The following is a 21,575-nucleotide window of genomic DNA, read 5'->3' on the forward strand; positions in this document are numbered from 1 at the left end:
CTTCTAGAGTGTTGACAGGTTCGCTTGAACCCGTAATAATTGCAGCTTCGGTACACGCACACCTGCCCAGGTGGCGGAATTGGTAGACGCACTAGTTTCAGGTACTAGCGGGTAACTCCGTGGAGGTTCGAGTCCTCTCCTGGGCACCAGAGTTTAGGAACGGCGCAACGCAAGTTGCGCCGTTTTTCTTTTCCGGGATCGGATCTGTGTTGCTCAGTAGCTGATGCGACATTCCGCAAAGGGCGACGTGCATTGTGTCTTGGCTATCGCGCCAGGGCGCGACCAGATTCACCGGCCTCACCTGCCCCAAGCGCTGGGTGGGTTCGACGCCCGACACATCCATCAAGACGCGCCGCGCTTCGATCATCCGCGCACTCTGGCCGCAAAGCCAATCTGTACGCGGGTTTCGAGCCAATGTTGCAGCTCGTGTCGTGAGGTTACCGAAGTGGCACGCACGGCGCAAGCCGCACACGCCACTCCATCCATGCTTCGACAGCACCCGCCAACGAATCACGCTGCCGGAGCGTCGCCGTTACCTGCCGTGCGCGCCTTGCCACGCTTGATCCAGGCAGCAAGATTGTGGGGACGCAGCGTGTCGTATTCCTCGAACGGCTGGTGAATCCAAGGGTTGGTCGGCAAGAACTGCACAGCGTAGTCCGGCTTGATCTTCGAGCACGCCTTGTGCCACAGCACGGCGGTGCGCACATCAGTCACAGCGGGATAGCGCTCCTTCAGGTGACGGCCCACGCGCTCCAGCGTGACACCCGAATCGACAAGATCATCCACCAGCAGCACGCGGCCCGACAGGTTGCCACGCGTCATGGTGATGTACTGCGCGATATCGAGGTCACCTTGCTGCGTGCCGGCCGCCTCTCGGTAGCTGCTGGTCGCCAGAATGGCCAGCGGCAGGTCGTAGATGCGCGAAAGCTGATCGCCCACGCGCAGACCACCGCGCGCCAGGCACAGAATCTGGTCGAACTTCCAGCCCGACTCGTGCACGACCAGCGCCAGACGCTCGATCAGGCCGTGATAGTCGTCCCAGGACACCCACAGATGCGAGTCGTCGTTGATCGGCTGGTTCATGGTGTTCCTCGTCTTGATCGTGAATGCGGAGCGGGTGCCGCCGTCATGTTCTATAAAGCAGTGCCCCAATACAAATTCGCCCGGTGAGTGACCGGGCGAATCCGAGCGACGCGCGTCAGTCCTTGTATGGATGACGCAGCAGAATGGTTTCGTCGCGGTCCGGGCCCGTCGAAATCATGGCGATGGGAATGCCGGCCACTTCTTCGACGCGCTTCAGATAAGCCTGGGCGGTCTCAGGCAACGCGCTCCACTCCTTCAAGCCGAAGGTGGACGTATTCCAGCCCGGGAACTCTTCGTAGATCGGCTGGCAGCGCGCCACGGTGTCCGAGCCACGCGGCAGGATGTCGACTTCCTTGCCATCGAGCTTGTAGCCGACGCAAAGCTTGATCGTTTCCAGCCCATCGAGCACGTCGAGCTTGGTGATGCACAGGCCCGACACGCCGTTGATCTGGATCGCACGACGCAGCGCCGCAGCATCCAACCAACCCGTGCGGCGCGGGCGGCCAGTCACCGAGCCGAATTCCTTGCCGACATTGGCCAGGCGCACACCGGTCGGGTCCTGGCGAGCGGGGTTGTCCGCGTCGTACAGTTCGCTCGGGAACGGACCGGAGCCCACACGCGTGCAGTACGCCTTGGTGATACCCAGGATGTAGTGCAGTTGGCCCGGGCCCACGCCAGCACCGGCGGCGGCATTGCCCGCCACGCAGTTGCTTGACGTGACGAACGGATAGGTACCGTGGTCGATATCGAGCAGCGTGCCTTGCGCGCCTTCGAACATCAGGTTCTTGCCGGCGGCGTTGGCAGCAAACAGCTCAGCCGACACGTCGGCCACCATCGGCTTGAGACGCTCGGCGTACGACAGCATCTCGTCCAGCGTCTGCTGGAAGTCCAGTGCAGGGTGGTTCAGGTACTGCGTCAGGACGAAATTGTGGAAGTCCAGGTTCTCGCGCAGGCGCTCGGCAAAGTAGGCCGGGTCGAACAGATCCTGCACGCGCAGCGCGCGGCGAGCCACCTTGTCTTCGTATGCCGGGCCAATGCCACGGCCGGTCGTGCCGATCTTGGCGGCGCCGCGCTTGAGTTCGCGCGCCTTGTCGATGGCGATGTGGTACGGGAGGATCAGCGTGGTCGCTTCGGAGATGCGCAGGCGGTTTTGCACTTGCACGCCGGCAGCTTCCAGCTCGTCGATTTCCTTAAACAGGGCCTCGGGCGAGAGCACCACGCCGTTGCCGATGTAGCACGTTGCGCCGTCGCGCATGATGCCCGACGGGATCAGACGCAGGATCGTCTTCTTGCCGCCGATGATGAGGGTATGGCCTGCGTTATGTCCGCCCTGGAAACGAACCACGCCTTGCGCATGATCGGTCAGCCAATCGACGATTTTCCCTTTACCTTCGTCACCCCACTGGGTGCCGATGACGACGACGTTGCGTCCTTGGCTCACTGCTGGTGCGGACATGTTGAATTTGCAGATGGGTTAAAAACGTATTCTACCCTTGTTGCCAGGGTCTTCCCTGAAATTACCGGGTATTTACAGAACGTTATGCAACAGCCTCACGCAGAGGCGTTGCGGGGCTTGACGATCCAACGGCCGCCCTCTTCCACGAGCTGGCGGTCGTAGGCGAACTCTTCCAGATCTTCCGGATGGCCCGGCAGAGACTGGATGACGATCTCGCCGGCAGCGCGCAAGGCGGCAATCGCCTCGCGCAACTTGGCATCGCCCGACCACGGCGCATGGATGGCGGCGGAACGCGCTTCCACCGGTGAAATGCCGGCGACCTCACGCAAATCGAGCGAGAACCCTGTGGCAGGGCGAGCACGGCCAAAGGCCTCACCGACTTTGTCATACCGGCCGCCGCGCGCCACGGCATTGGGCACGCCGGCCACGTAGGCGGTGAACATCACGCCGCTGTGGTAGTGGTAACCGCGCAGATCGGCGAGATCAATGTTGACAGTGGCACCGCCGGCGCGCTCGGCCAGCGTTGCCAAATCGTCCAGCGCACGGCCGATGGCGGGCAACGCAGGCAGTTCAGCACGTGCACGAGCCAGCACATCCACGCCGCCATACAGCGACGGCAGCAAGTTGAGCGCATCGCGCTGCGCTGCGGGCAGACCAGCGGTAATGGCGCGCAACGCCGGCGCGTCCTTGGAGGCCAATGCGGTGAACAGCTCATCCTGCACGCTTGCCGCTACGGGCGATTGCTCGAGCAGCGCGGCGATCACGCCGACATGGCAAAGGTCCAGCCGCACATCGGCCAGGCCGGCGGCCGACAGCGCCGCTAGCATCAGGTCCTGAATCTCCAGATCGGCTTCCAGACCGGCATGGCCGTAGATTTCGGCGCCGATTTGCAGCGGCTCGCGCGTGACGTGGAAGCCGCTCGGACGCGTGTGCAAGACCGAACCGGCGTAGCACAGGCGCGTCACGCCAGCGCGGTTCAGCAAGTGAGCGTCGATACGGGCGACCTGCGGCGTGATATCAGCGCGCAGGCCGATGGTCCGGCCGGACAATTGATCGACGAGCTTGAAGGTCTTGAGATCGAGATCATGGCCGGTACCGGAGAGCAGCGACTCGATGTACTCCAGCATCGGCGGCATGACCAGTTCGTAGCCGTAAGTGCGGAACAGGTCGAGCATGCGACGGCGCAGCTCTTCGATCTTGCGTGCCTCGGAGGGCAGCACATCGGCAATGGATTCAGGCAGCAGCCAGTTGGTCGGCATGGCGGTCTCGGTCAACAGTCTCGGTACGGCGGAATTTCAGCGAATTTGCGAATGGCGCAGGGAAAGCGGGTTGCGGCTCAGTGATGCAGCAAGCGCAGCAGGATCAGCCCTAGCGCCATCGACACCAGCCCGATCACGCGTAGTTTTTCGTCGGGCAGCTCGGTCAGCATCTGGAAGGCACGACGCCAAGCCTGCGGGGCGACGAACGGCAGGATGCCCTCAACTACGAGCACCAGCGCGCACGCGGCCAGCAAAACGGTGGGGAGTGACTCTTCCATGGGGTACGGGTGGCGAACGAACAAAACCCCGGCAAGCCGGGGTCTGTCCGCCTCAAATGATCAGCGACGCATTGTACTAGCGATGGCGCCCCGTTTGAGCAGCCGGCGCTGCGGCTGCGCCGGCACCGTTCGGACTGCGCATGTATTTGAAGAAATCGCTGTTGGGCTGCAACACCATCACATCCTTGCGATCGCGGAACGACGCGCGATAGGCCTCCATGCTGCGCCAGAACGCTGCGAATTGCGGATCGCGGCCAAACGCATCGGCGTAGATGTCGGCGGCGCGGGCATCGCCCTCGCCCTTGATCTTCTGGGCATCGCGGTAGGCGTCTGCCAGCACAACTTCACGCTGACGATCGGCGTCGGCGCGGATCTTTTCGCCTTCAGCGGCGCCAGTCGAGCGCAATTCGTTGGCCACGCGCTTACGCTCGGCTTCCATGCGGCGATAGACCGATTCCGTCACGCTGGCCAGCAAGTCCACGCGCTTCAGCCGCACGTCGATGATGTCCACGCCGACCGACTTACCGTACTCCTGCACCCCCTTGAGGATGCTCTGCATCACGGCTTCGCGATCGGTGGAGACCACGTCGGACACCGTGCGGCGCGCAAACTCATCGCGGGCGATGGCGTTGATCTTCTGGGTCATGCTGTCCTGCGCGAGGCGGTTGTCGCCCTTGAAGCTCACGTAGAACAGGCGCGGCTCGGCCACACGCCACTTCACGAACCAATCGACCAGCAAGTTCTTCTTTTCGGCCGTAATGAAGCGGTCAGCGCCGGCCACATCAATGGTCTGCAGGCGCTTGTCCATGAACACGACGTTCTGCAGCGGCGGCGGCAGCTTGAAATGCAGCCCCGGCTCCTTGATGACCTGCTTGATCTCACCAAAGGCGAACACCACGGCGTATTGCCGCTGGTCCACCACAAACACCACCGACGAGAACACCGCCAGAGCGATTACGAGCGCCACGAGGGCAGAAATCAGACGATTCATATGCCCTCCTCTTAGCGGGAATCGCGGTCGCGGTTACGCAGCGCCTCGCGCGAACGCGAGTCGGCGTCACTCATCGACGACGGGTTGGAGGGCGTGGGCACGCCTTGCGCAGAACCACTGTCCTGCGGCGACGCACCGGGCGCCGACGCGGGACGCGACGTATCGCCCTGCGTCTGCGCGATCAACTTGTCGAGCGGCAGATACAGCAGACTGCCATTGCTCTGATCGACCATCACCTTGGTTGCGTTGGCGTAGATGTCCTGCATGGTTTCCAGATAGATGCGATCGCGCGTGACTTGCGGCGCCTTTGCGTATTCGCGTTGCACCGAGCCAAAGCGCGCGGCATCGCCTTCCGCACGTGCCGTGACGCGGGCCTTGTAGCCCTGCGCCTCTTCCACCAAGCGCGCCGCCGTACCCTTGGCGCGCGGCACCACATCGTTGGCGTAGGCCTGGCCTTCCGAGATGGCGCGTTCGCGGTCCTGGCCCGCCTTGGTCACATCGTCGAACGCCGCCTGCACCTGCTCGGGCGGCTGCACGCTCTGCACGTTGACGCTGAGGATACGGATGCCAGTCTTGTACGCCGAGAGAATGCGCTGGATCGACTCCGCCAGATTGCGGCTGACAGCATCACGCCCTTCGTACAGCACGGAATCCATCTTGTTGCGGCCGACGATCTCGCGCACCGACGTTTCGGCAGCCTGCGTCACGAGCTCCTGGTCGCCGTCGCGGTCCGTGCGATTGAAGAACAGATACTCGACCGGATCGGCAATGTTGTACTGAACCGAAAAGCGCACGTCGACAATGTTCTCGTCCTGCGTGAGCATCGACGAGTCCTTGAGGTTCGTATCCTTGATCTGCGTGGTGCGGCCGATCTCGAGCGTACGCACGCCCGACAGGTTGACGATCTCGTGCGACTCAATCGGATACGGCAGACGCCAGTTGATGCCGGGGGTCGCCAGGTACTTGAAGCGACCGAATTGCAGGATCACGCCGGTCTGGCCTTCCTGCACGATGAAGAAGCCGCTGGCCGCCCACAGGCCGACCAGCACAGCGAGCAACACGCCGACACCCAAACCGGAACCACCGCGACCACTACTCGGACGCAGCGGCGACGGACCACCATTGCCTCCGTTACCGCTGTCCTTGCGGCCGAACAGGTTGTTCAGTCGGCGGTTGAAGTCGCGCCACAGTTCGTCCAGATCAGGCGGCCCTTCCTGGGGCGGCTTGCTCTGGCGTTTCGGCTCGTCTTTGTCTTGGCGCTCGGCGTTGGCGCTATCCTTGTCGCCCCGCCCCCAACGCGGATCATTCAGAGAAAGCAGCACGCGCAGGTGGTGCCACAAACCTCGCACCGGCGTGGGCTGCGAAGCCATGGAAGATGACTGAGTCGAAATCTCGGGCATGAGCGATCGGGCTGGGTCCTAGTCTGACTGCTAAAGAGGTAACGGGGGATTCTATCAGTCCTGCTCGTCACGTTCGGCGGAAGCGCCGTCGTTCAGCAAGCTTTGCGACAGTTCGTCACGGGATGCGGGCAGCGCGTCGCGACGCGTGTCGAAGCGGGGGTCGAATTCCCCACCGTTCGGCGCCGGGTTTTCGCGCAGGCGGATGGCGGTTTCGACCAGGGCCTCACGCAGCAAATCCAGCCCGGTTCCGTCGATGGCGGAAACAAACACGCGCCGCACCGCGCCGTTTTCGTCACGCTCGATACGGGGGCCCTGTACGCGCAGTTCCTCGGCCGCATCGATCTTGTTCATCACCAGAATCTGCGGAATACCGCTGGCGTCGATTTCATCGAGCACGCGATCGACCTGCTCCATCTGTTCATGCTTGACCGTGCTGGCGGCGTCGACCACATGCAGCAGCACGTCGGCGTGCACGGTTTCTTCCAGCGTGGCGCGGAAGGCAGCCACGAGCTGCGTCGGCAAGTCGCGGATAAAACCGACCGTGTCGGACAACACCACGTTGCCCAAGCCCTCCAGATACAACCGGCGGGACGTCGTATCGAGCGTGGCGAACAGCTGGTTGGCCGCGTATGTGCGCGCCTTGGTCAGCGCGTTGAAAAGCGTCAACTTACCGGCGTTGGTATAGCCGACCAGCGAGACGGAGAACGCATCGTTACGCGCGCGCGCACGGCGTTGCGTGTCGTGCTGACGCTGCAGCTTGTCCAGCTCGGACGACAGACGCTTGGCGCGCTCGTCCAGCATCCGGCGGTCCAGCTCGAGTTGGCGCTCACCAGGGCCGCCACGCAGGCCAACCCCGCCCTTCTGGCGCTCCAAGTGGCTCCACGCCCGCACCAGACGCGCCGACTGGTAGCGCACGCGCGCCAGTTCCACCTGCACCTTACCGACGTGGCTTTGCGCACGCTGACTGAAGATGTCGAGGATCAGACCGGTCCGGTCCACCACGTGGCGCCCGAAAAAACGTTCAAGGTTACGTTGCTGGGCAGGACTCAGCGCGTGATTGAAGATGACGATTTCCGCATCCTCTTCGTCCGCAGCGATCCGCACCTCTTCCGCCTTGCCGGCACCAATGAAGAGCGCCGCATCGGGCCTGGAACGCTTGCCGGTCACGGCACGCACGGGCTCCGAGCCAGCCGTGGAGGCCAGCAGCGCCAGTTCGCTCAGACTTTCCTGAAAATCATGTTTGCCGAAATCCACGGCGACCAGGATGGCGCGCGTCGGCTCCGAATTGGAGGTGGGATGGGATGCCAAGCGGGGAAATGAGAGGGAGGAAATGAGAGGGAGAAATCGAGGGTGGAAGCGTCCCGCCGCGCGGACGGCGGCGGGAGCGAGGCAGATCAGGCGTCGGACGCTTCGTCCACGCGGAAATTCACGGCACGGGCCGGCACCACGGTGGAGATTGCGTGCTTGTACACCATCTGCGTGACGGTGTTGCGCAGGAGCACGACGTATTGGTCGAACGACTCGATATTGCCTTGCAGCTTGATACCGTTGACGAGATAGATCGACACCGGCACATGCTCCTTACGCAGCGCATTCAGAAACGGGTCTTGTAGCAATTGCCCTTTGTTGCTCATGGCACACTCCAGATTTATAGGTTTAGTGATGGGTTATGGGGCTCGGAAGCCCGGGTTCAAGCAGGCGACGCAAAAAAAGTTCGTCAAAAGAGTCGGCCAGATGGGTCTAAACGACGCCAATGGCGCCGGGTCTACAGATACCCAGCGCCATGTCTCGAGAATTTAGCCTTAGAAATCGGGGAAAGCAAACGGAAAACCCGTCACTCCGCCATATGAAATGACAGCGCCGATGGGTGATCCCCCGTTCGATTGCCCCGCGTCACACGCTCCCTCGGTCGAACACCGCCGCTTCGATGCTCAATCCTTCGATTCGGCGTACGGATTTTTGTTCGTACGAAATTCGATCCGCAGCGGGGTGCCCTTGAGTTGAAAGGCTTCGCGGAAGCGCCCTTCCAGAAAGCGGCGATATGTTTCGGGAATACTCGACAGCGCATTGCCGTGAATCACCACGATCGGTGGATTGGAACCACCTTGGTGCGCATACCGCAGCTTCGGGCGCGACACGCCTGCACGACGCGGCTGCTGAAACTCGACCGCCTCCATCAGGACGCGCGTGAGCTTGGGCGTCGGCAGCTTGACCATGGCGGCGGCATACGCCGCGTCCACGGACTTCAGGAGCGCGCCGATACCGGTTTTTTCCTTGGCCGAGATGTAGTGCACGTTGGCAAACGACAGGAACTGCAGCTTGCGCTCCAGATCGTGCTTGATGCGATCGCGTGCGTGGCCCGTCAGGCCATCCCACTTGTTCACGCCGATCACCAGTGCACGGCCCGATTCCACGATAAACCCGGCGATATGCGCGTCCTGGTCAGAAATATCCTGCTGCGCATCGAGCAGCAGCACGACCACGTTGGCATCGGCAATGGACTGCAGCGTCTTGACCACCGAGAACTTCTCGATCGCCTCGAATACCTTGCCGCGCTTGCGCAGGCCGGCCGTGTCGATCAGCGTGTACGGCTTGCCGTTGCGCTCGAAATCCACGTAGATGGCATCACGCGTGGTGCCTGGCATGTCGAATGCAATCACACGCTCTTCACCGATCAGCGCGTTCACCAGCGTCGATTTGCCCACGTTCGGGCGGCCGACGATGGCGATGCGCGTGCCATGGTCGTGCGCATCGGCTGCCTCGGCAAGCTCCGGGCGCTCGGCGAAGGCCAGATCAAGCGCTTCCGCCACCAGGTCATTGACCCCATCGCCATGTGCCGCCGAGATGGCCGCGGGGTCGCCGAGGCCGAGTTCGTAGAAATCGCTGGCAACAGCGGTGTACCGCATGCCCTCGGCCTTGTTGACGGCCAGGAGAATGCGGCGCCCTGTCTTGCGCAGGTAGTCGGCGATCACGCGATCCTGCGGCGCCAGCCCCAAGCGACCATCGACGATGAAAATGACCACGTCGGCTTCGACCACGGCCTGCCGCGTCTGCTTGGCCATCTCCGCGACGATACCTTCCTTGGCGACGGGCTCGAAGCCGCCGGTATCGATGGCGATGAACGGACGATCGCCGACGCGGCCCTCACCGTAGTGACGATCGCGCGTCAGGCCAGGGATGTCCGCGACCAACGCGTCACGCGAGCGCGTCAGCCGGTTGAACAAGGTCGATTTGCCGACATTCGGCCGCCCAACGAGGGCAATGACTGGTTTCATGCTTGTGTACCGCACGCGAATGGCGTTACGGCAAATTCCGATTGTTGCAACTGCAGTTGGCACCCCAACGGTCACCCACAGGCCCACCGAACAGATGCAAGACGCCCGCGGGGTACGCGGGCGCGGGTCCGAGGCGATTGTTCCGCCCCGAGTGATTCGTTTGTCGCCGCGAGCAACTGGCGCGCGGCGACGGGTATTACTTCGGCAGGTAGCCGTACACGCCACCGCCGCTCGTCTGCACGACCAGCGTCTGGCCGACCACCACGGGTGCCGCGTTGATGGCGCTGCTGTCGGTCTTCACGCGGGCGACGAACTTGCCGTCGTCGCGCGAGAGGAAATGCAGCCAGCCCTCAAAATCACCCACGATGACCGCACGACCAAAGGCCAGCGGCGCCCCAAGGTCGCGCCACAGCAGCGCGTCGTTCTTCCACAGTTCTGCGCTGTTCGTTGCATTAAAGCCGTGGACGACGGATTTTTCATCCGCCGCAAACAATGCGTCATCGTCCTGCGTCACGCCGGTCGGCGACGAAAAGTCACGCGCCCACTGCGGCGCACCGTTGCTGATATTGAAGCAGGCGATACGACCCTGGAAGCTCGCAGCGCAAACCTGCGAACCGCTAACCGACGGCGCACCGGTCACATCGTTCAGACGCTCGATTTCGGATACGCCACGCGGATACGACACGGCGGCTTCCCAACGCAGCCCGCCGTTGCCGACCGCCAGCGCACCCAGCTTGCCACCGGCAAAGCCGAGGACGATGTTGTCACCGGCAAAGACCATCGGCATGCCGGTACGCAGGTTCAGTGCCGACGGCGAACGTTGATAGATCCATTTGCGCTCGCCATTGCTGGCGTCCAGGCCCAAGATGCGGCCGTCCGTGGTTCGCACGATCACCAGCCCCTGCCCCACCAGCGGCGCTGTCAGCACTTCACCGTTGACGGCAATCTTCCACTTCTGGGCGCCCTTCTCGTCAAAGGCAATCACCGCGCCCTTCTCACCCGCCACGGCGGTCAGCGTACCGTCACTGCCGGGGCCGGTGGTCAGATCCGCATCGGCCTTGCCCTGCCAGAGCGTGCGGCCAGTCGAGCCTTCCAATGCAGTCACGGTGCCGTTAGCGGCCGACACGTAGACGCTATTGCCTGCGACTGCAGGCTGCATCACATAGCGACCACTCTTGCCAACGCTCACGCTCCACACCTGACGCACGCCCAGGACCTGCTGCACTTCCTGCAGCTTGGCCGGCTCATGCTTGGTCTTGCTGCTGAACAGCGAACAACCGCCGAGGACAGCTGCTGCCGCCAGCGCCAGCACCGCCACGCGCGCCGATCGTGCAACACCGCGCGCGACACCACCCTGCTCAAGTGCGTGAATCATGAATTCGGAATCCTTTTGTTATGCGTTGAATTGCGCGTGAGCTGGGCCGATCAGGCGCCGCCCAGGGCATCCAGCTTGAACTGCACGATTTGGCGCGCCGAGGCATCCGCCGTGCCGAACTTTTCCAGCGCGAGCTTATAGGCAGCGCGGGCGTCTTCCGTCTTGTTCTGCGCAGCGAGCAAGTCGCCACGGCGATCGGCATACAGCGCAGCAAACGCCGGAGCCACGTCGCCGGAGACTAGCGCGAGGCCCTGATCGTAGGCTTTCTCGTCCAGAAGCAAACCGGCCAGGCGCAGCTTCGCCAATGCCTTGTATTCGTCGTCATGCGCGTGGTCGACGGCCCATTGCAGCTGCGCCTTGGCGCCTGCCGCATCGTTCGCTTCGTACAGCGCCTTGGCGGCGGCCAGCGCGGTCATTTGCGCATACGCGGTGCCGCCAAACTTGTCTTCCATGTCGGTCGCGGCGCGCTTGATCTTTTCAGCGTCCTTGCCATCGACGGCCTTCTGCACCTGCTCGTACAGCACAGAGGCTTCGCCCGCCTGCTTGCGCTGCCAGTTCTTCCAGCCGAACCAGCCCGCCACGGCCAGCAGCACCACGATCGCGATCCACGTGATCACGTTGCCGTTGTCGCGCCACCAGTGCTTGAGGCTCTCTAGTTGTTCCTGTTCTTCGAGGTCGTAGGCCATGCTTTGCAGAGCTTGATATTTGGAGTGAATCGCCGGGGTTAGTCGCTGCTTGCCACCATGGCGTCGATCAGGCGGTCGACGAGCTGATCGGACGGCACGGTCTGCTGGGCATCCGCAGTCGGATCACCGCGCAGCGGCTTGATCTGCGCCACGCCCTGGGCGACTTCGTCGTCGCCAATGATAACCGCATAGGATGCGCCACTTGCGTCGGCGCGCTTGAACTGCGATTTGAAGCTGCCGTTGCGCCCTTCCGCTGACGCGTGAAGGATGACGTCGAGGCCGGCATCGCGCAGACGCTCAGCCGCCACCAGTGCCTGCACCTGCGCCTCATCGCCTTGGTGGACGATGTAGACGTCGCAACCTTGCGCTTCGGGCTCCAGCTTTTCTTCGCGCAACAGCTCGATGATGCGCTCAACACCCATCGCCCAGCCGCAGGCCGGTGCCGCCTTGCCGCCGATCTGCTCGATCAGCGGGTCGTAACGACCACCACCGGCCACGGTGCCTTGTGCGCCGAGTTTGTCGGTCGTCCACTCGAACACGGTGAGGTTGTAGTAATCCAGCCCGCGCACCAGACGCGGGTTGATCGTGAACGGAATGTTGTTGGCCTTGAGCAGCTTCTGCACGCCTTCAAAGTGCGCGCGCGACTCGTCGCCCAGATAGTCGATCAGCTTGGGCGCGCCGGCAGCCATTTCCTGCAGCGCGGGGTTCTTTGTATCCAGGACGCGCAGCGGGTTGGTGTACAGGCGGCGCTTGCCGTCTTCGTCCAGGATGTCCTTGAAGCCTTCCAGGTACTTGATGAGATCGGCGCGGTGCGCAGCGCGCTCTTCCGCCTGGCCGAGCGAATTCAGCTCGAGCTTCAGGCCGACCAGGCCGAGGTCGTCCCACAGCCGCTGGCACATCAGAATGACTTCGGCATCGATGTCCGGGCCGGCAAAGCCCAGCGCTTCCACACCCACTTGGTGGAATTGGCGATAGCGGCCGCGCTGCGGGCGCTCATGGCGGAACATCGGGCCCGTGTACCACAAGCGCTTCGGGCCGTCGTACAGCAGGTTGTGCTCGATGACGGCGCGCACTGCGGCGGCGGTGCCTTCCGGGCGCATCGTCAAGCTCTCGCCGTTCAGCGCGTCGGTGAAGGTGTACATCTCCTTCTCGACGATGTCCGTCACCTCGCCGATGCCGCGCACGAAGAGTTGCGTCTGCTCGACGATCGGCGTGCGGATCTGCTGGTAGCCGTAGGCGCGCAGCATGCTGCGCACGGCGTTGTCGAAGTGCTCCCACAGCGGGGCGTCGCTGGGTAGCAGGTCGTTCATGCCCTTGACGCCGGCGATCTTCTGCACGCGTTGTTGTTTGGTATCGCTCATGATGTCACGTTAAAAGCCGGCCGCTTTCGTGGGCCGGCTTGTCAAATCTTGCTCTGAAGCCTTACGCCGTCTCAGTCTGGGCACCGTAATGCGTGCGCACATACTCGTCGACGATGGTCTGAAATTCTTCTGCGATGCGCTCGCCGCGCAGCGTCTTCACCTTCACGCCGTCAACGAACACCGGTGCGGCAGGCGATTCACCCGTGCCCGGCAGCGAAATACCGATATTGGCGTGCTTGCTCTCGCCCGGCCCGTTGACGATGCAACCCATCACCGCCACGTTCATCTCTTCGACGCCGGGATACTGCACCTTCCACATCGGCATCTGCTCGCGCAGGTACGACTGAATGCGCGCCGCCAACTCCTGAAACACCGTGCTGGTGGTGCGACCGCAGCCCGGGCACGCGATAACCATCGGCGTGAAATTGCGCAGGCCCATGGTCTGCAGAATCTCTTGCGCGACGATGACTTCCTTCTCGCGCGGCGCACCGGGCTCCGGCGTCAGCGAAATGCGGATCGTATCGCCGATGCCCTCCTGCAGCAGCACCGACAGCGCCGCCGTCGATGCCACGATGCCCTTGCTGCCCATGCCAGCCTCGGTCAGGCCGAGGTGCAGTGCGTAGGTGCAGCGACGCGCCAACTCGCGGTACACCGCGATCAAATCCTGCACAGCCGAGACCTTGCACGACAGGATGATCTGATTGCCCGGCAAACCAATCTCTTCCGCCTTCTGCGCAGACTGGATCGCCGAGGTAATCAGCGCCTCGACCATCACGGCACGGGCATCCCATGGCGTCGCGCGCTTAGCGTTTTCGTCCATGATGCGCGCGAGCAGATCCTGATCCAGGCTGCCCCAGTTCACGCCAATACGCACAGGCTTTTCGTAGCGGCAGGCGATCTCGATCATCTGCGCGAATTGCGTGTCGCGCTTGGCACCCTGCCCCACGTTGCCCGGGTTGATGCGGTACTTGGACAGCGCCTGCGCGCACTCGGGATAGTCCTGCAGCAGCTTGTGGCCGTTGTAGTGGAAATCGCCCACCAACGGCACGTCCACGCCCATGCGATCGAGCTGTTCACGAATGGCTGGCACAGCCGCGGCAGCTGCCGGCGTATCCACCGTGATGCGCACGAGTTCAGAGCCCGCGCGCGCCAGTTCCTTGACCTGGATCGCCGTGCCGATGGCGTCCGACGTATCGGTGTTCGTCATCGATTGCACGCAGACGGGCGCGGCGCCGCCCACATGGACGACGTTCGCACCCCAGCGAATTTCTGCCCCGCGCGAATTCCGGCGCGGCAGTGGACCAGCCAAGGCGGGTGCGCAATCGAGAGGCGTGGAGATTTCCATGATCAGACGAGGTGCCGTGCCAAGCAGGCACAGCGCCATTCAGCAAAAACGGTTCAGGGCAGCGTGGCCCGTGCCACGCGGTTGCGGGCGTATTTCTGGAGGTCGACCGAAGCACCACCCACGGTCAGCGACTCGACCGCCTCGGCATTGCCGAAGACGACCTTGAACGGCGGCGTGCCGCTCAGGTCGCGGGCGTCTCCTTCCTTGGCGACGCCGCTGGCAAGCGTCTTGCCCGACTTGTCCTTGATTTCGTACCACGATGCGCCGGAGAACCGCACCGAAACCGTGCCGCTACGCGCGGCTGCCTCGGCCGGCTTGACGGACTCAGTAGCAGGCATGTTGACGTTGACAACAGCCGGCTTCGTGCCTTCCGCAGCCACCGCTGGTGCGGATGCGGCCCCTCTATCCGATCGCGGAAGTGTCGGCGGCGGTGCCAACGGCGCTGTCACCACGCCAGAAGCGGGGGCAGCCGGCGCAACGGGCGTCAGCGGGGTCGGCATCGATGCTGCCGGCGTTTCGGACGGCGCAGGTGCTGGCGACGGGGTTGTGCCCGCCGTCGCAGATTGTTCCGTCGGCGCGACTTCCTTCGTGGCGGGCTCTGCGGTTTGCGTGACAGCAGTCTGCGTCGCCAACCACTGCTTCAAGCGGTCCATGCCGGCCAATGCGCCACCGGCCACCACCACGGCCACCAGGACACCAATCAGCCAGCCGCGGTTACCACGGCGCTTGGCAAAACTCGGCTTGTCGGAGAACGACTCGCCCAAGCCACCCTCGGGCCGCAACCCAATGTTGGTCACCGGAACACGGGCATTCAAGCGCGCAAGCTGGTCGTCAACATCGACCTGCAGCGCACGGGCATACGCGCGGATTAGTCCCTTTGCGAAGGTCATGTCAGGCAATGCGCCGACATCCGCAGACTCCACGGCCGCCAACTTGCCTGGTGCGACCTTCAAGCGCGTGGCTAGATCTTCGACCGTCAGGCGCTGACGCTCCCGACCGCCACGCAAGCGTTCAGCAATCTCTCGCAGCGCATCGTCGCGTTCCGGCGATGCGGCGTTGGGCGAATTCGAGGCAGGCCCCGATCCCTGGGAGAGATCAGCAGCGCTTACCACGTCGCGGTCAGTCATCCCATGCTCCTCGTTCGAAAGCCGCCTCTTCGGGCGCATTGGGGAAACGGCGCTGCAACTGTGCGCTCCATGCGTTCTGCTGCGAAGCATCACCCAGGCGCCGCGCAATGCGGGCACCCAACCAGAGGCTCTCGGCCGTCGGGTTGCGGCTATTGACGCGTTCGATGAACGGCATGGCACGCGCGTATTCGCGGCGTTTGTAGTACAGCTGCGCCAACGTTACGTTGGTCAGCGGATTATTGGCATCGATATAGGTGGCGCGCGTGAGACTTTTCTCCGCGCCCTCCAGATCGCCCTGGCGCATCTGGCAGACGCCCAGGTTGGTCCACGGCTTGGACGGGTTGCCGGCAGCCGGCGCCTCGATGGCCCGGCGCAACATCGCCATGCCCTGATCAGGCTTGCCGCCCTGCCCGCACAGGAACCAGCCGTAGTTGTTTAAAAGGTCGCCGTCCTGCGGCGTCGCAGCCAACGCACTGCGAAAGCTGTCGTCTGCTTGCTCACGTTGACCCAGGTTCATGTAAGCCAGCGCCCGGATGTGATACGCATTCGGCACATTCGGATCGATCGCGATGGCGTTCTTGATCTCCTCAAGCGCCGTCGCGTTCTGGCCAGCTTCGAGGTATTGCATCGCCAACTGCAACCGGATCCCGGCACGGCGACCGGCGTCGGCTTTCTCAGGGATCGTCGTGGGGTCTTGTGTCTGTGTCGGTGGCTGGGCCGGCGGCTGCGACACTGCACACCCGGCGGCTGCCAGCGTGAAGACCAGACTGACAGCAGTCGACCAACGCTTCATGCGGTACCCATAGGTTGAGTGGAATCTGCTCCCGGAGTGGCTCCAACCACAGGAACCGAAACGATCTTGCCGAACTTGCCACGCTCGGCCAGACGCGTGCGGTCCTTGACCTCGCCGGCAAGCTGACCGCAAGCCGCATCGATATCATCGCCACGCGTCTTGCGGATCGTGGTGACGATGCCCGCATCCAGCAGCACTTGCGAGAACCGACGGATCTGCTCGTTGTTCGAGCGCTTCAACCCAGATTCCGGGAACGGGTTGAACGGGATCAGGTTGAACTTGCACGGCACGTCGGCCACGACGCGCAACAGTTCACGGGCATGCTCGACGGTGTCGTTGACACCATCGAGCATGCAGTATTCGAAGGTGATGAAATCGCGCGGCGCGAACTCGAGATAGCGGCGGCAGGCTGCCATCAGTTCGGCCAGCGGGTATTTCTTGTTCAGCGGCACAAGCACGTCGCGCAGCGCGTCGTTGGACGCATGCAGCGACACGGCCAGCGCCACCGGCACATCGCGCGCGAGGCGGTCCATCATCGGCACCACGCCGGAGGTGGACACTGTCACACGGCGGCGCGACAGACCATACGCGTTGTCATCCAGCATCATGCGCAGAGCCGGCACCACAGCGTCGTAGTTCAGCAGCGGCTCGCCCATACCCATCATCACGACGTTCGTGATGACGCGGTCGTCCTTGGGGCCACGGCCAAGCTGTTTGCGCATGGCGAACTCGGCCATCCACAGCTGACCGATGATCTCGCCCGTGCTCAGATTGCGCGAGAAACCTTGCTTGCCGGTCGAACAGAACCGGCAGTTGACGGCACATCCCGCCTGAGACGACACACACAGCGTGCCGCGCGTCTCTTCGGGGATGTAGACCGTCTCGACGGCATTGCCCTGCCCCACGTCAACCAGCCACTTGCGTGTACCGTCCGACGAGAGGTGATCGGAAATGACCGCCGGCGCCTGGATGTTGGCTCGGGTCGCAAGCTTTTCGCGCAGCGACTTGGCGAGATCGGTCATCTCGCCAAAATCGGACGCGCCCGACTGGTGAATCCAGCGCTGCAATTGCTTGGCGCGGAACGACTTCTCGCCCAGGCTCTCGCAGTACGCGACGAGGCCCTGTGCGTCGAAATCGAGGAGATTCACCACATCATTCATGTCTTGCAACCTGACAGCCGCCAGTTCCAGTCTAGTGTTGACGCTTAGCGGCTGTAAATGTTCAGGCCCGGGAAGAAGAAAGCGACTTCCACGGCAGCCGTTTCAGCTGCGTCCGAGCCGTGCACGGCGTTGGCGTCGATGCTGTCGGCGAAGTCAGCGCGGATCGTGCCCTTCTCAGCCTTCTTCGGGTCGGTTGCACCCATCAGGTCACGGTTCTTGGCGATTGCGTTTTCGCCTTCCAGCGCTTGCACCATCACCGGGCCGGAGATCATGAAGTCCACCAGATCCTTGAAGAACGGGCGCTCCTTGTGCACGGCGTAGAACTGCTCAGCTTCAGCGCGCGACAGGTGGATCATCTTGGCCGCGACGACCTTCAGGCCTGCGCCTTCGAAACGGGCGTAGATCTGGCCGATGACATTCTTGGCCACTGCGTCCGGTTTGATAATCGAGAGGGTGCGTTCGATCGCCATTAAAAACTCCAAAAAATGAAGGTGTTACGTGAAAGATAAACGTTAGATTCTAACACGGAGCAGAGCCGGATTGGATGTCAAGCGGTGCAACCCGCCGGAGTGACCGACCATCGCAAAAGGCGACCTGCCCATCACTCCAGTAGACTGGGACGACAATCGCAGCCAAAGGCCTTAGGATTGCCTTATCAAGGGCACAAGAAGTCACCCCAACAGCACGTTTTCTGACCGGATCATGCGCCGGGCGCCGGAACCGCGTGGCATCCTCTTCCCTCCAAGTAGGGACGATGCGGCTTGCAAAAGCACACCTCGGATGCCACATTCGGTGCGTCGTCGTATTGCCTGCAATGTCATTCACCCAAGGAGTTCGCATGGACAACCAACTCAACACGTACGGTTTTGGCGCTTCCGGCACCGCCGGCGCGTTGGCCGTCCGCAACCGCGTGCTGCGCAATACCTATTGGCTGCTCGCGCTTTCCATGATCCCTACCATCCTCGGTGCGTGGATCGGCGTCGTCACCGGCTTCAGCCTGATGGCGCGCAACCCGCTGATCGGCTTTGTCATCTTCATGGCTGTCGCGTTCGGGTTCTTCTACGCCATTGAGCGCTTCAAAAACAGCGGCGTGGGCGTGGCCCTGCTGCTCGGCTTCACGTTCTTCATGGGGCTGATGCTGTCGCGCCTGATCGGCATGATCCTGGGTTTCTCGAACGGCGCGTCGCTCATCATGACGGCGTTCGGCGGCACGGCGATCATCTTCGGGGTGATGGCGACAGTGGCCACAGTCAGCAAGCGCGACTTCTCGGGCCTGGGCAAGTGGCTGTTCATGGGTGTGCTGGTGCTCATCGTCGGCTCGGTGGCCAACATCTGGCTGCAACTGCCGGCGATGATGCTGACGATCTCGGTGCTGGCGATTGCGATCTTCTCGGCCTACATCCTGTTCGACGTGCAGCGCATCGTGAACGGCGGCGAGACCAACTACGTGACCGCCACCCTGGCAATCTACCTGGACGTCTACAACATCTTCACGAACCTGCTGGCGATCCTGGGGATCTTCGGCGGCAATCGCGACTGAGCATCATCGCAGCGGTTGGCAAAACAAAAAACCGGCGCCTGGTGCGCCGGTTTTTCTTTGCCCACAAACATCTCGCTCAATCGCGCTCGAATACTGCAATCGACTCCACATGCGACGTGTGCGGGAACATGTTCACCACGCCCGCGCCCGCCAGTCGATAGCCGGCCTCGTGAACCAGAAGGCCCGCATCGCGCGCCAGCGTGGCCGGGTTGCACGACACATAGACGATCCGCTTCGGCAAGAACTGCGTCGCCTCGCCGCCACGCTGTGCAAGCTCCGCCAGCGCCTTGGACACCGCCAACGCACCTTCGCGCGGCGGGTCGATAAGCCAGCGGTCGAATTGACCCAGCGCAGCAATATCGTCCGCCGTGACTTCAAACAGGTTGCGGCACGCAAACGTCGTTTTTGAATCCAAACCGTTGTGTTTGGCGTTGGCAAGCGCGCGCGTGGTCAGCACCTCGCTGCCTTCGATGCCCATGACTTCGCGGGCGCGCGTGGCCATCGGCAGCGTGAAATTCCCGATGCCGCAGAACAGGTCGAGCAAGCGATCGCCCGGCTGCGCGTCGAGCAGCTTCAGCGCGCGCGACATCAGCACACGGTTGATCTGGTGATTGACCTGCGTGAAATCCGTCGGCTTGAACGGCATGGTGATGCCGAATTCCGGCAGCGTGTAGGTCAGCGAGCGATCCAGCGGGTAGAACGGATAGACCGTATCCGGCCCCTTCGGCTGCAGCCAGAACTGAACGTTGTACTGGTCAGCAAAGGCGCGCAACTCAGCCTCGTCCTCGGGGGTGAGCGGCTCCAGATTGCGCAGCACCAGCACCGTCACATCCTGGCCGACCGCGAGTTCGATCTGCGGCATGCGCTGGAAAATCGATAGACGCCCCACCAGCCCACGCAACGGCACCAGCAGTGCCGACACGTGCGGCGGCAGCACCTCGCACGAGGTCATATCGACCACATAGCTACTCTTGCGCTCGTGAAAGCCCACCAGCACGCCGCCCTTGGCCGCCACGTGGCGCACAGTCAAGCGCGCGCGATAGCGGTAGCCCCAGTCGGGCCCGGCGACCGGCCGGAATACGACGTCCGGGCGCAGCTTGGCGAGATGCCACAGATCGTCTTCCAGCACGCGCTGCTTGATGGCGACCTGCGCACGCGCATCCAGATGCTGCATCGAGCAGCCTCCGCACACGCCAAAGAACTGGCACCGCGGCGTCACGCGCGAAGCGGACTGGCGCAAAATGCTGACCACACTCGCCTGCTCGTACGACGGCTTGACGCGGTGGCTGCGGTACATCACCTGCTCACCCGGCAGTGCGCCTTCCACGAAGACGACCTTGCCGGTCGTGCCATCCTCATTGGTGAGACGGCCAATGCCCCGGGCCTCGCCATCGAGCGAGACGATGTCCAGCGGCCCCGCTACCAGCATGTCGGGCTTTTTGCGCCCGCGCGGCGCCTTGGCGGGCGCAGCCGTTGCTGAGTCAGGAGACGAAGGCGTGACGTTGGGTGCAGCTTGAGACACGGGCGAGCCTGGGGTGATTGAGGACAAGGGCGGCATTGTAAGACACCGGAGGACCAGCATGGGCACTGTCATCCTGACGTGGAACATCCAATGGGGCCGGGGCGTCAACGGGCGGGTAGATCTGGCTAGGCAACTGGCGGAAGCACGCGCGATTGGCGACATCGACGTTTTGTGTCTGCAGGAAGTCACCGCCGGGTTCACCGATCTGCCGGGCGGGCCAAGCGCCGACCAATGGGGCGAACTCGCCGACGCGCTGGGCGCGCAATACACCGTGATCGGCGGATTCGCACTGGAGCGCGATGACGTCGCTCGCGTTCAGCGCTTCGGCAACGCGATCGCTACCCGGCTGCCCGTCCTGTATGTCGTTCGCCATGCACTGCCCCGCCCGCCGGACACAACGCCGACCATGCCCCGGATGGCCATCGAAGCCATCCTGCAAGCGCCGTTTGGGCCGTTGCGCGTCGTCACGACGCATCTGGAGTACTACTCCGAAACCCAACGGCTAGCGCAAGTCGATGCACTGCGCGCGATGCATGCTGAAGGCTGCGCGCGAACGACGCACCCGCCGATACTCGGGCCGGAGCCGGAAACTGGCCCATTTCGCCCGCTCGCGCAAACCACAGCCACCGTCATCTGTGGCGATTTCAACTGCAAGCCGAAGTCCACACCGAAACGCTTGCTCACGGTGCCATTCGCCCGCGAACCGGCGCTGCTCGACGCATGGGAAGTCGCTCACGGATCAGCACCGCAACCGCCGACCTTCGGCGTGCACGACCGCACCGGCTGGACTGAGCCAGCCTACGCGTGCGATTTCATGCTGATCAGCGAACCACTGAAGACACGCGTGTTGCGTGTCAACGTGAACAGCGCCACGCAGGCATCGGACCATCAACCGATGCTGCTGGAACTGCGAAACGATTGAAA

The 21,575-nt window shown here is 63.0% G+C and carries 20 protein-coding genes and 1 tRNA gene; 3 read left to right on the top strand and 18 right to left on the bottom strand.

Features of this window, described 5'->3' with window-relative positions; all coding sequences use genetic code 11:
* Window positions 1-64: 64 nt before the first annotated feature.
* A tRNA-Leu gene (locus tag ACS7SF_RS02070) sits at window positions 65-149 on the top strand.
* 361 nt (window positions 150-510) lie between these two features.
* Here ACS7SF_RS02070 and ACS7SF_RS02075 read toward each other — a convergent pair.
* From ACS7SF_RS02075 to ndk, 17 genes are all read right to left on the bottom strand, one after another.
* Entirely contained in the window at window positions 511-1,083 is a 573-nt protein-coding gene (locus tag ACS7SF_RS02075) for a phosphoribosyltransferase (RefSeq protein WP_439891467.1), read from the bottom strand.
* A gap of 115 nt (window positions 1,084-1,198) precedes the next feature.
* Window positions 1,199-2,539, bottom strand: a complete 1,341-nt coding sequence (locus tag ACS7SF_RS02080; protein WP_439891468.1) for an adenylosuccinate synthase — start codon at window positions 2,537-2,539, stop codon at window positions 1,199-1,201.
* Between the two features lie 95 nt (window positions 2,540-2,634).
* On the bottom strand, window positions 2,635-3,798 hold the full coding sequence (locus ACS7SF_RS02085) for an ATP phosphoribosyltransferase regulatory subunit (protein WP_439891469.1): 1,164 nt from the start codon (window positions 3,796-3,798) through the stop codon (window positions 2,635-2,637).
* A gap of 77 nt (window positions 3,799-3,875) precedes the next feature.
* The gene (locus ACS7SF_RS02090) at window positions 3,876-4,076 is read right to left on the bottom strand and encodes a DUF2065 domain-containing protein (RefSeq protein WP_426393739.1); all 201 of its coding nucleotides are present in this window, start codon (window positions 4,074-4,076) and stop codon (window positions 3,876-3,878) included.
* Between the two features lie 76 nt (window positions 4,077-4,152).
* Entirely contained in the window at window positions 4,153-5,067 is a 915-nt protein-coding gene (gene hflC, locus ACS7SF_RS02095; RefSeq protein ID WP_439891470.1) for a protease modulator HflC, read from the bottom strand.
* 11 nt (window positions 5,068-5,078) lie between these two features.
* The gene (gene hflK / locus ACS7SF_RS02100) at window positions 5,079-6,467 is read right to left on the bottom strand and encodes an FtsH protease activity modulator HflK (RefSeq protein ID WP_439891471.1); all 1,389 of its coding nucleotides are present in this window, start codon (window positions 6,465-6,467) and stop codon (window positions 5,079-5,081) included.
* Between the two features lie 54 nt (window positions 6,468-6,521).
* Entirely contained in the window at window positions 6,522-7,775 is a 1,254-nt protein-coding gene (gene hflX, locus ACS7SF_RS02105) for a GTPase HflX (protein ID WP_439891472.1), read from the bottom strand.
* An 86-nt stretch (window positions 7,776-7,861) separates the two neighbouring features.
* Entirely contained in the window at window positions 7,862-8,101 is a 240-nt protein-coding gene (gene hfq, locus ACS7SF_RS02110) for an RNA chaperone Hfq (protein WP_003263868.1), read from the bottom strand.
* Window positions 8,102-8,398: 297 nt separating this feature from the next.
* Window positions 8,399-9,742 carry a ribosome biogenesis GTPase Der gene (gene der / locus ACS7SF_RS02115; protein ID WP_426393747.1) on the bottom strand — a complete coding sequence of 448 codons (1,344 nt, stop codon included), beginning with the start codon at window positions 9,740-9,742 and terminating at the stop codon, window positions 8,399-8,401.
* 196 nt (window positions 9,743-9,938) lie between these two features.
* Window positions 9,939-11,117 carry an outer membrane protein assembly factor BamB gene (gene bamB / locus ACS7SF_RS02120; RefSeq protein ID WP_439891473.1) on the bottom strand — a complete coding sequence of 393 codons (1,179 nt, stop codon included), beginning with the start codon at window positions 11,115-11,117 and terminating at the stop codon, window positions 9,939-9,941.
* 50 nt (window positions 11,118-11,167) lie between these two features.
* A complete protein-coding gene (locus tag ACS7SF_RS02125; protein ID WP_439891474.1) occupies window positions 11,168-11,803 on the bottom strand; it encodes a YfgM family protein in 636 nt (211 codons plus the stop codon).
* Between the two features lie 38 nt (window positions 11,804-11,841).
* Window positions 11,842-13,164 carry a histidine--tRNA ligase gene (gene hisS / locus ACS7SF_RS02130; RefSeq protein ID WP_439891475.1) on the bottom strand — a complete coding sequence of 441 codons (1,323 nt, stop codon included), beginning with the start codon at window positions 13,162-13,164 and terminating at the stop codon, window positions 11,842-11,844.
* A 61-nt stretch (window positions 13,165-13,225) separates the two neighbouring features.
* On the bottom strand, window positions 13,226-14,509 hold the full coding sequence (gene ispG / locus ACS7SF_RS02135) for a flavodoxin-dependent (E)-4-hydroxy-3-methylbut-2-enyl-diphosphate synthase (protein ID WP_439891476.1): 1,284 nt from the start codon (window positions 14,507-14,509) through the stop codon (window positions 13,226-13,228).
* A 53-nt stretch (window positions 14,510-14,562) separates the two neighbouring features.
* Window positions 14,563-15,636 carry a RodZ domain-containing protein gene (locus ACS7SF_RS02140; RefSeq protein ID WP_439891477.1) on the bottom strand — a complete coding sequence of 358 codons (1,074 nt, stop codon included), beginning with the start codon at window positions 15,634-15,636 and terminating at the stop codon, window positions 14,563-14,565.
* Complete coding sequence (pilW, locus tag ACS7SF_RS02145) at window positions 15,629-16,429, bottom strand: type IV pilus biogenesis/stability protein PilW (RefSeq protein WP_439891478.1); 801 nt, start codon at window positions 16,427-16,429, stop codon at window positions 15,629-15,631. Before pilW ends, ACS7SF_RS02140 begins: the two co-directional genes overlap by 8 nt.
* Window positions 16,426-17,589 (bottom strand): 23S rRNA (adenine(2503)-C(2))-methyltransferase RlmN, encoded by a 1,164-nt coding sequence (gene rlmN / locus ACS7SF_RS02150; RefSeq protein WP_439891479.1) that lies wholly within the window; start codon window positions 17,587-17,589, stop codon window positions 16,426-16,428. Before rlmN ends, pilW begins: the two co-directional genes overlap by 4 nt.
* A 44-nt stretch (window positions 17,590-17,633) precedes the next feature.
* A complete protein-coding gene (gene ndk / locus ACS7SF_RS02155; RefSeq protein WP_199031140.1) occupies window positions 17,634-18,059 on the bottom strand; it encodes a nucleoside-diphosphate kinase in 426 nt (141 codons plus the stop codon).
* Between the two features lie 368 nt (window positions 18,060-18,427).
* Between ndk and ACS7SF_RS02160 the strand changes: the two genes are divergently transcribed.
* Window positions 18,428-19,129, top strand: coding sequence for a Bax inhibitor-1/YccA family protein (locus tag ACS7SF_RS02160; protein ID WP_439891480.1), 702 nt, complete (start codon window positions 18,428-18,430; stop codon window positions 19,127-19,129).
* A gap of 76 nt (window positions 19,130-19,205) precedes the next feature.
* Here ACS7SF_RS02160 and rlmD read toward each other — a convergent pair whose 3' ends face one another.
* Window positions 19,206-20,558, bottom strand: a complete 1,353-nt coding sequence (rlmD, locus tag ACS7SF_RS02165; RefSeq protein ID WP_439892676.1) for a 23S rRNA (uracil(1939)-C(5))-methyltransferase RlmD — start codon at window positions 20,556-20,558, stop codon at window positions 19,206-19,208.
* Between the two features lie 151 nt (window positions 20,559-20,709).
* Here rlmD and ACS7SF_RS02170 point away from each other — a divergent pair, with 151 nt between their 5' ends.
* Entirely contained in the window at window positions 20,710-21,573 is an 864-nt protein-coding gene (locus tag ACS7SF_RS02170) for an endonuclease/exonuclease/phosphatase family protein (protein ID WP_439891481.1), read from the top strand.
* Window positions 21,574-21,575: the final 2 nt, after the last annotated feature.

It is taken from the genome of Ralstonia sp. 25C (assembly GCF_051904805.1).
Taxonomy (GTDB): Bacteria; Pseudomonadota; Gammaproteobacteria; order Burkholderiales; family Burkholderiaceae; genus Ralstonia.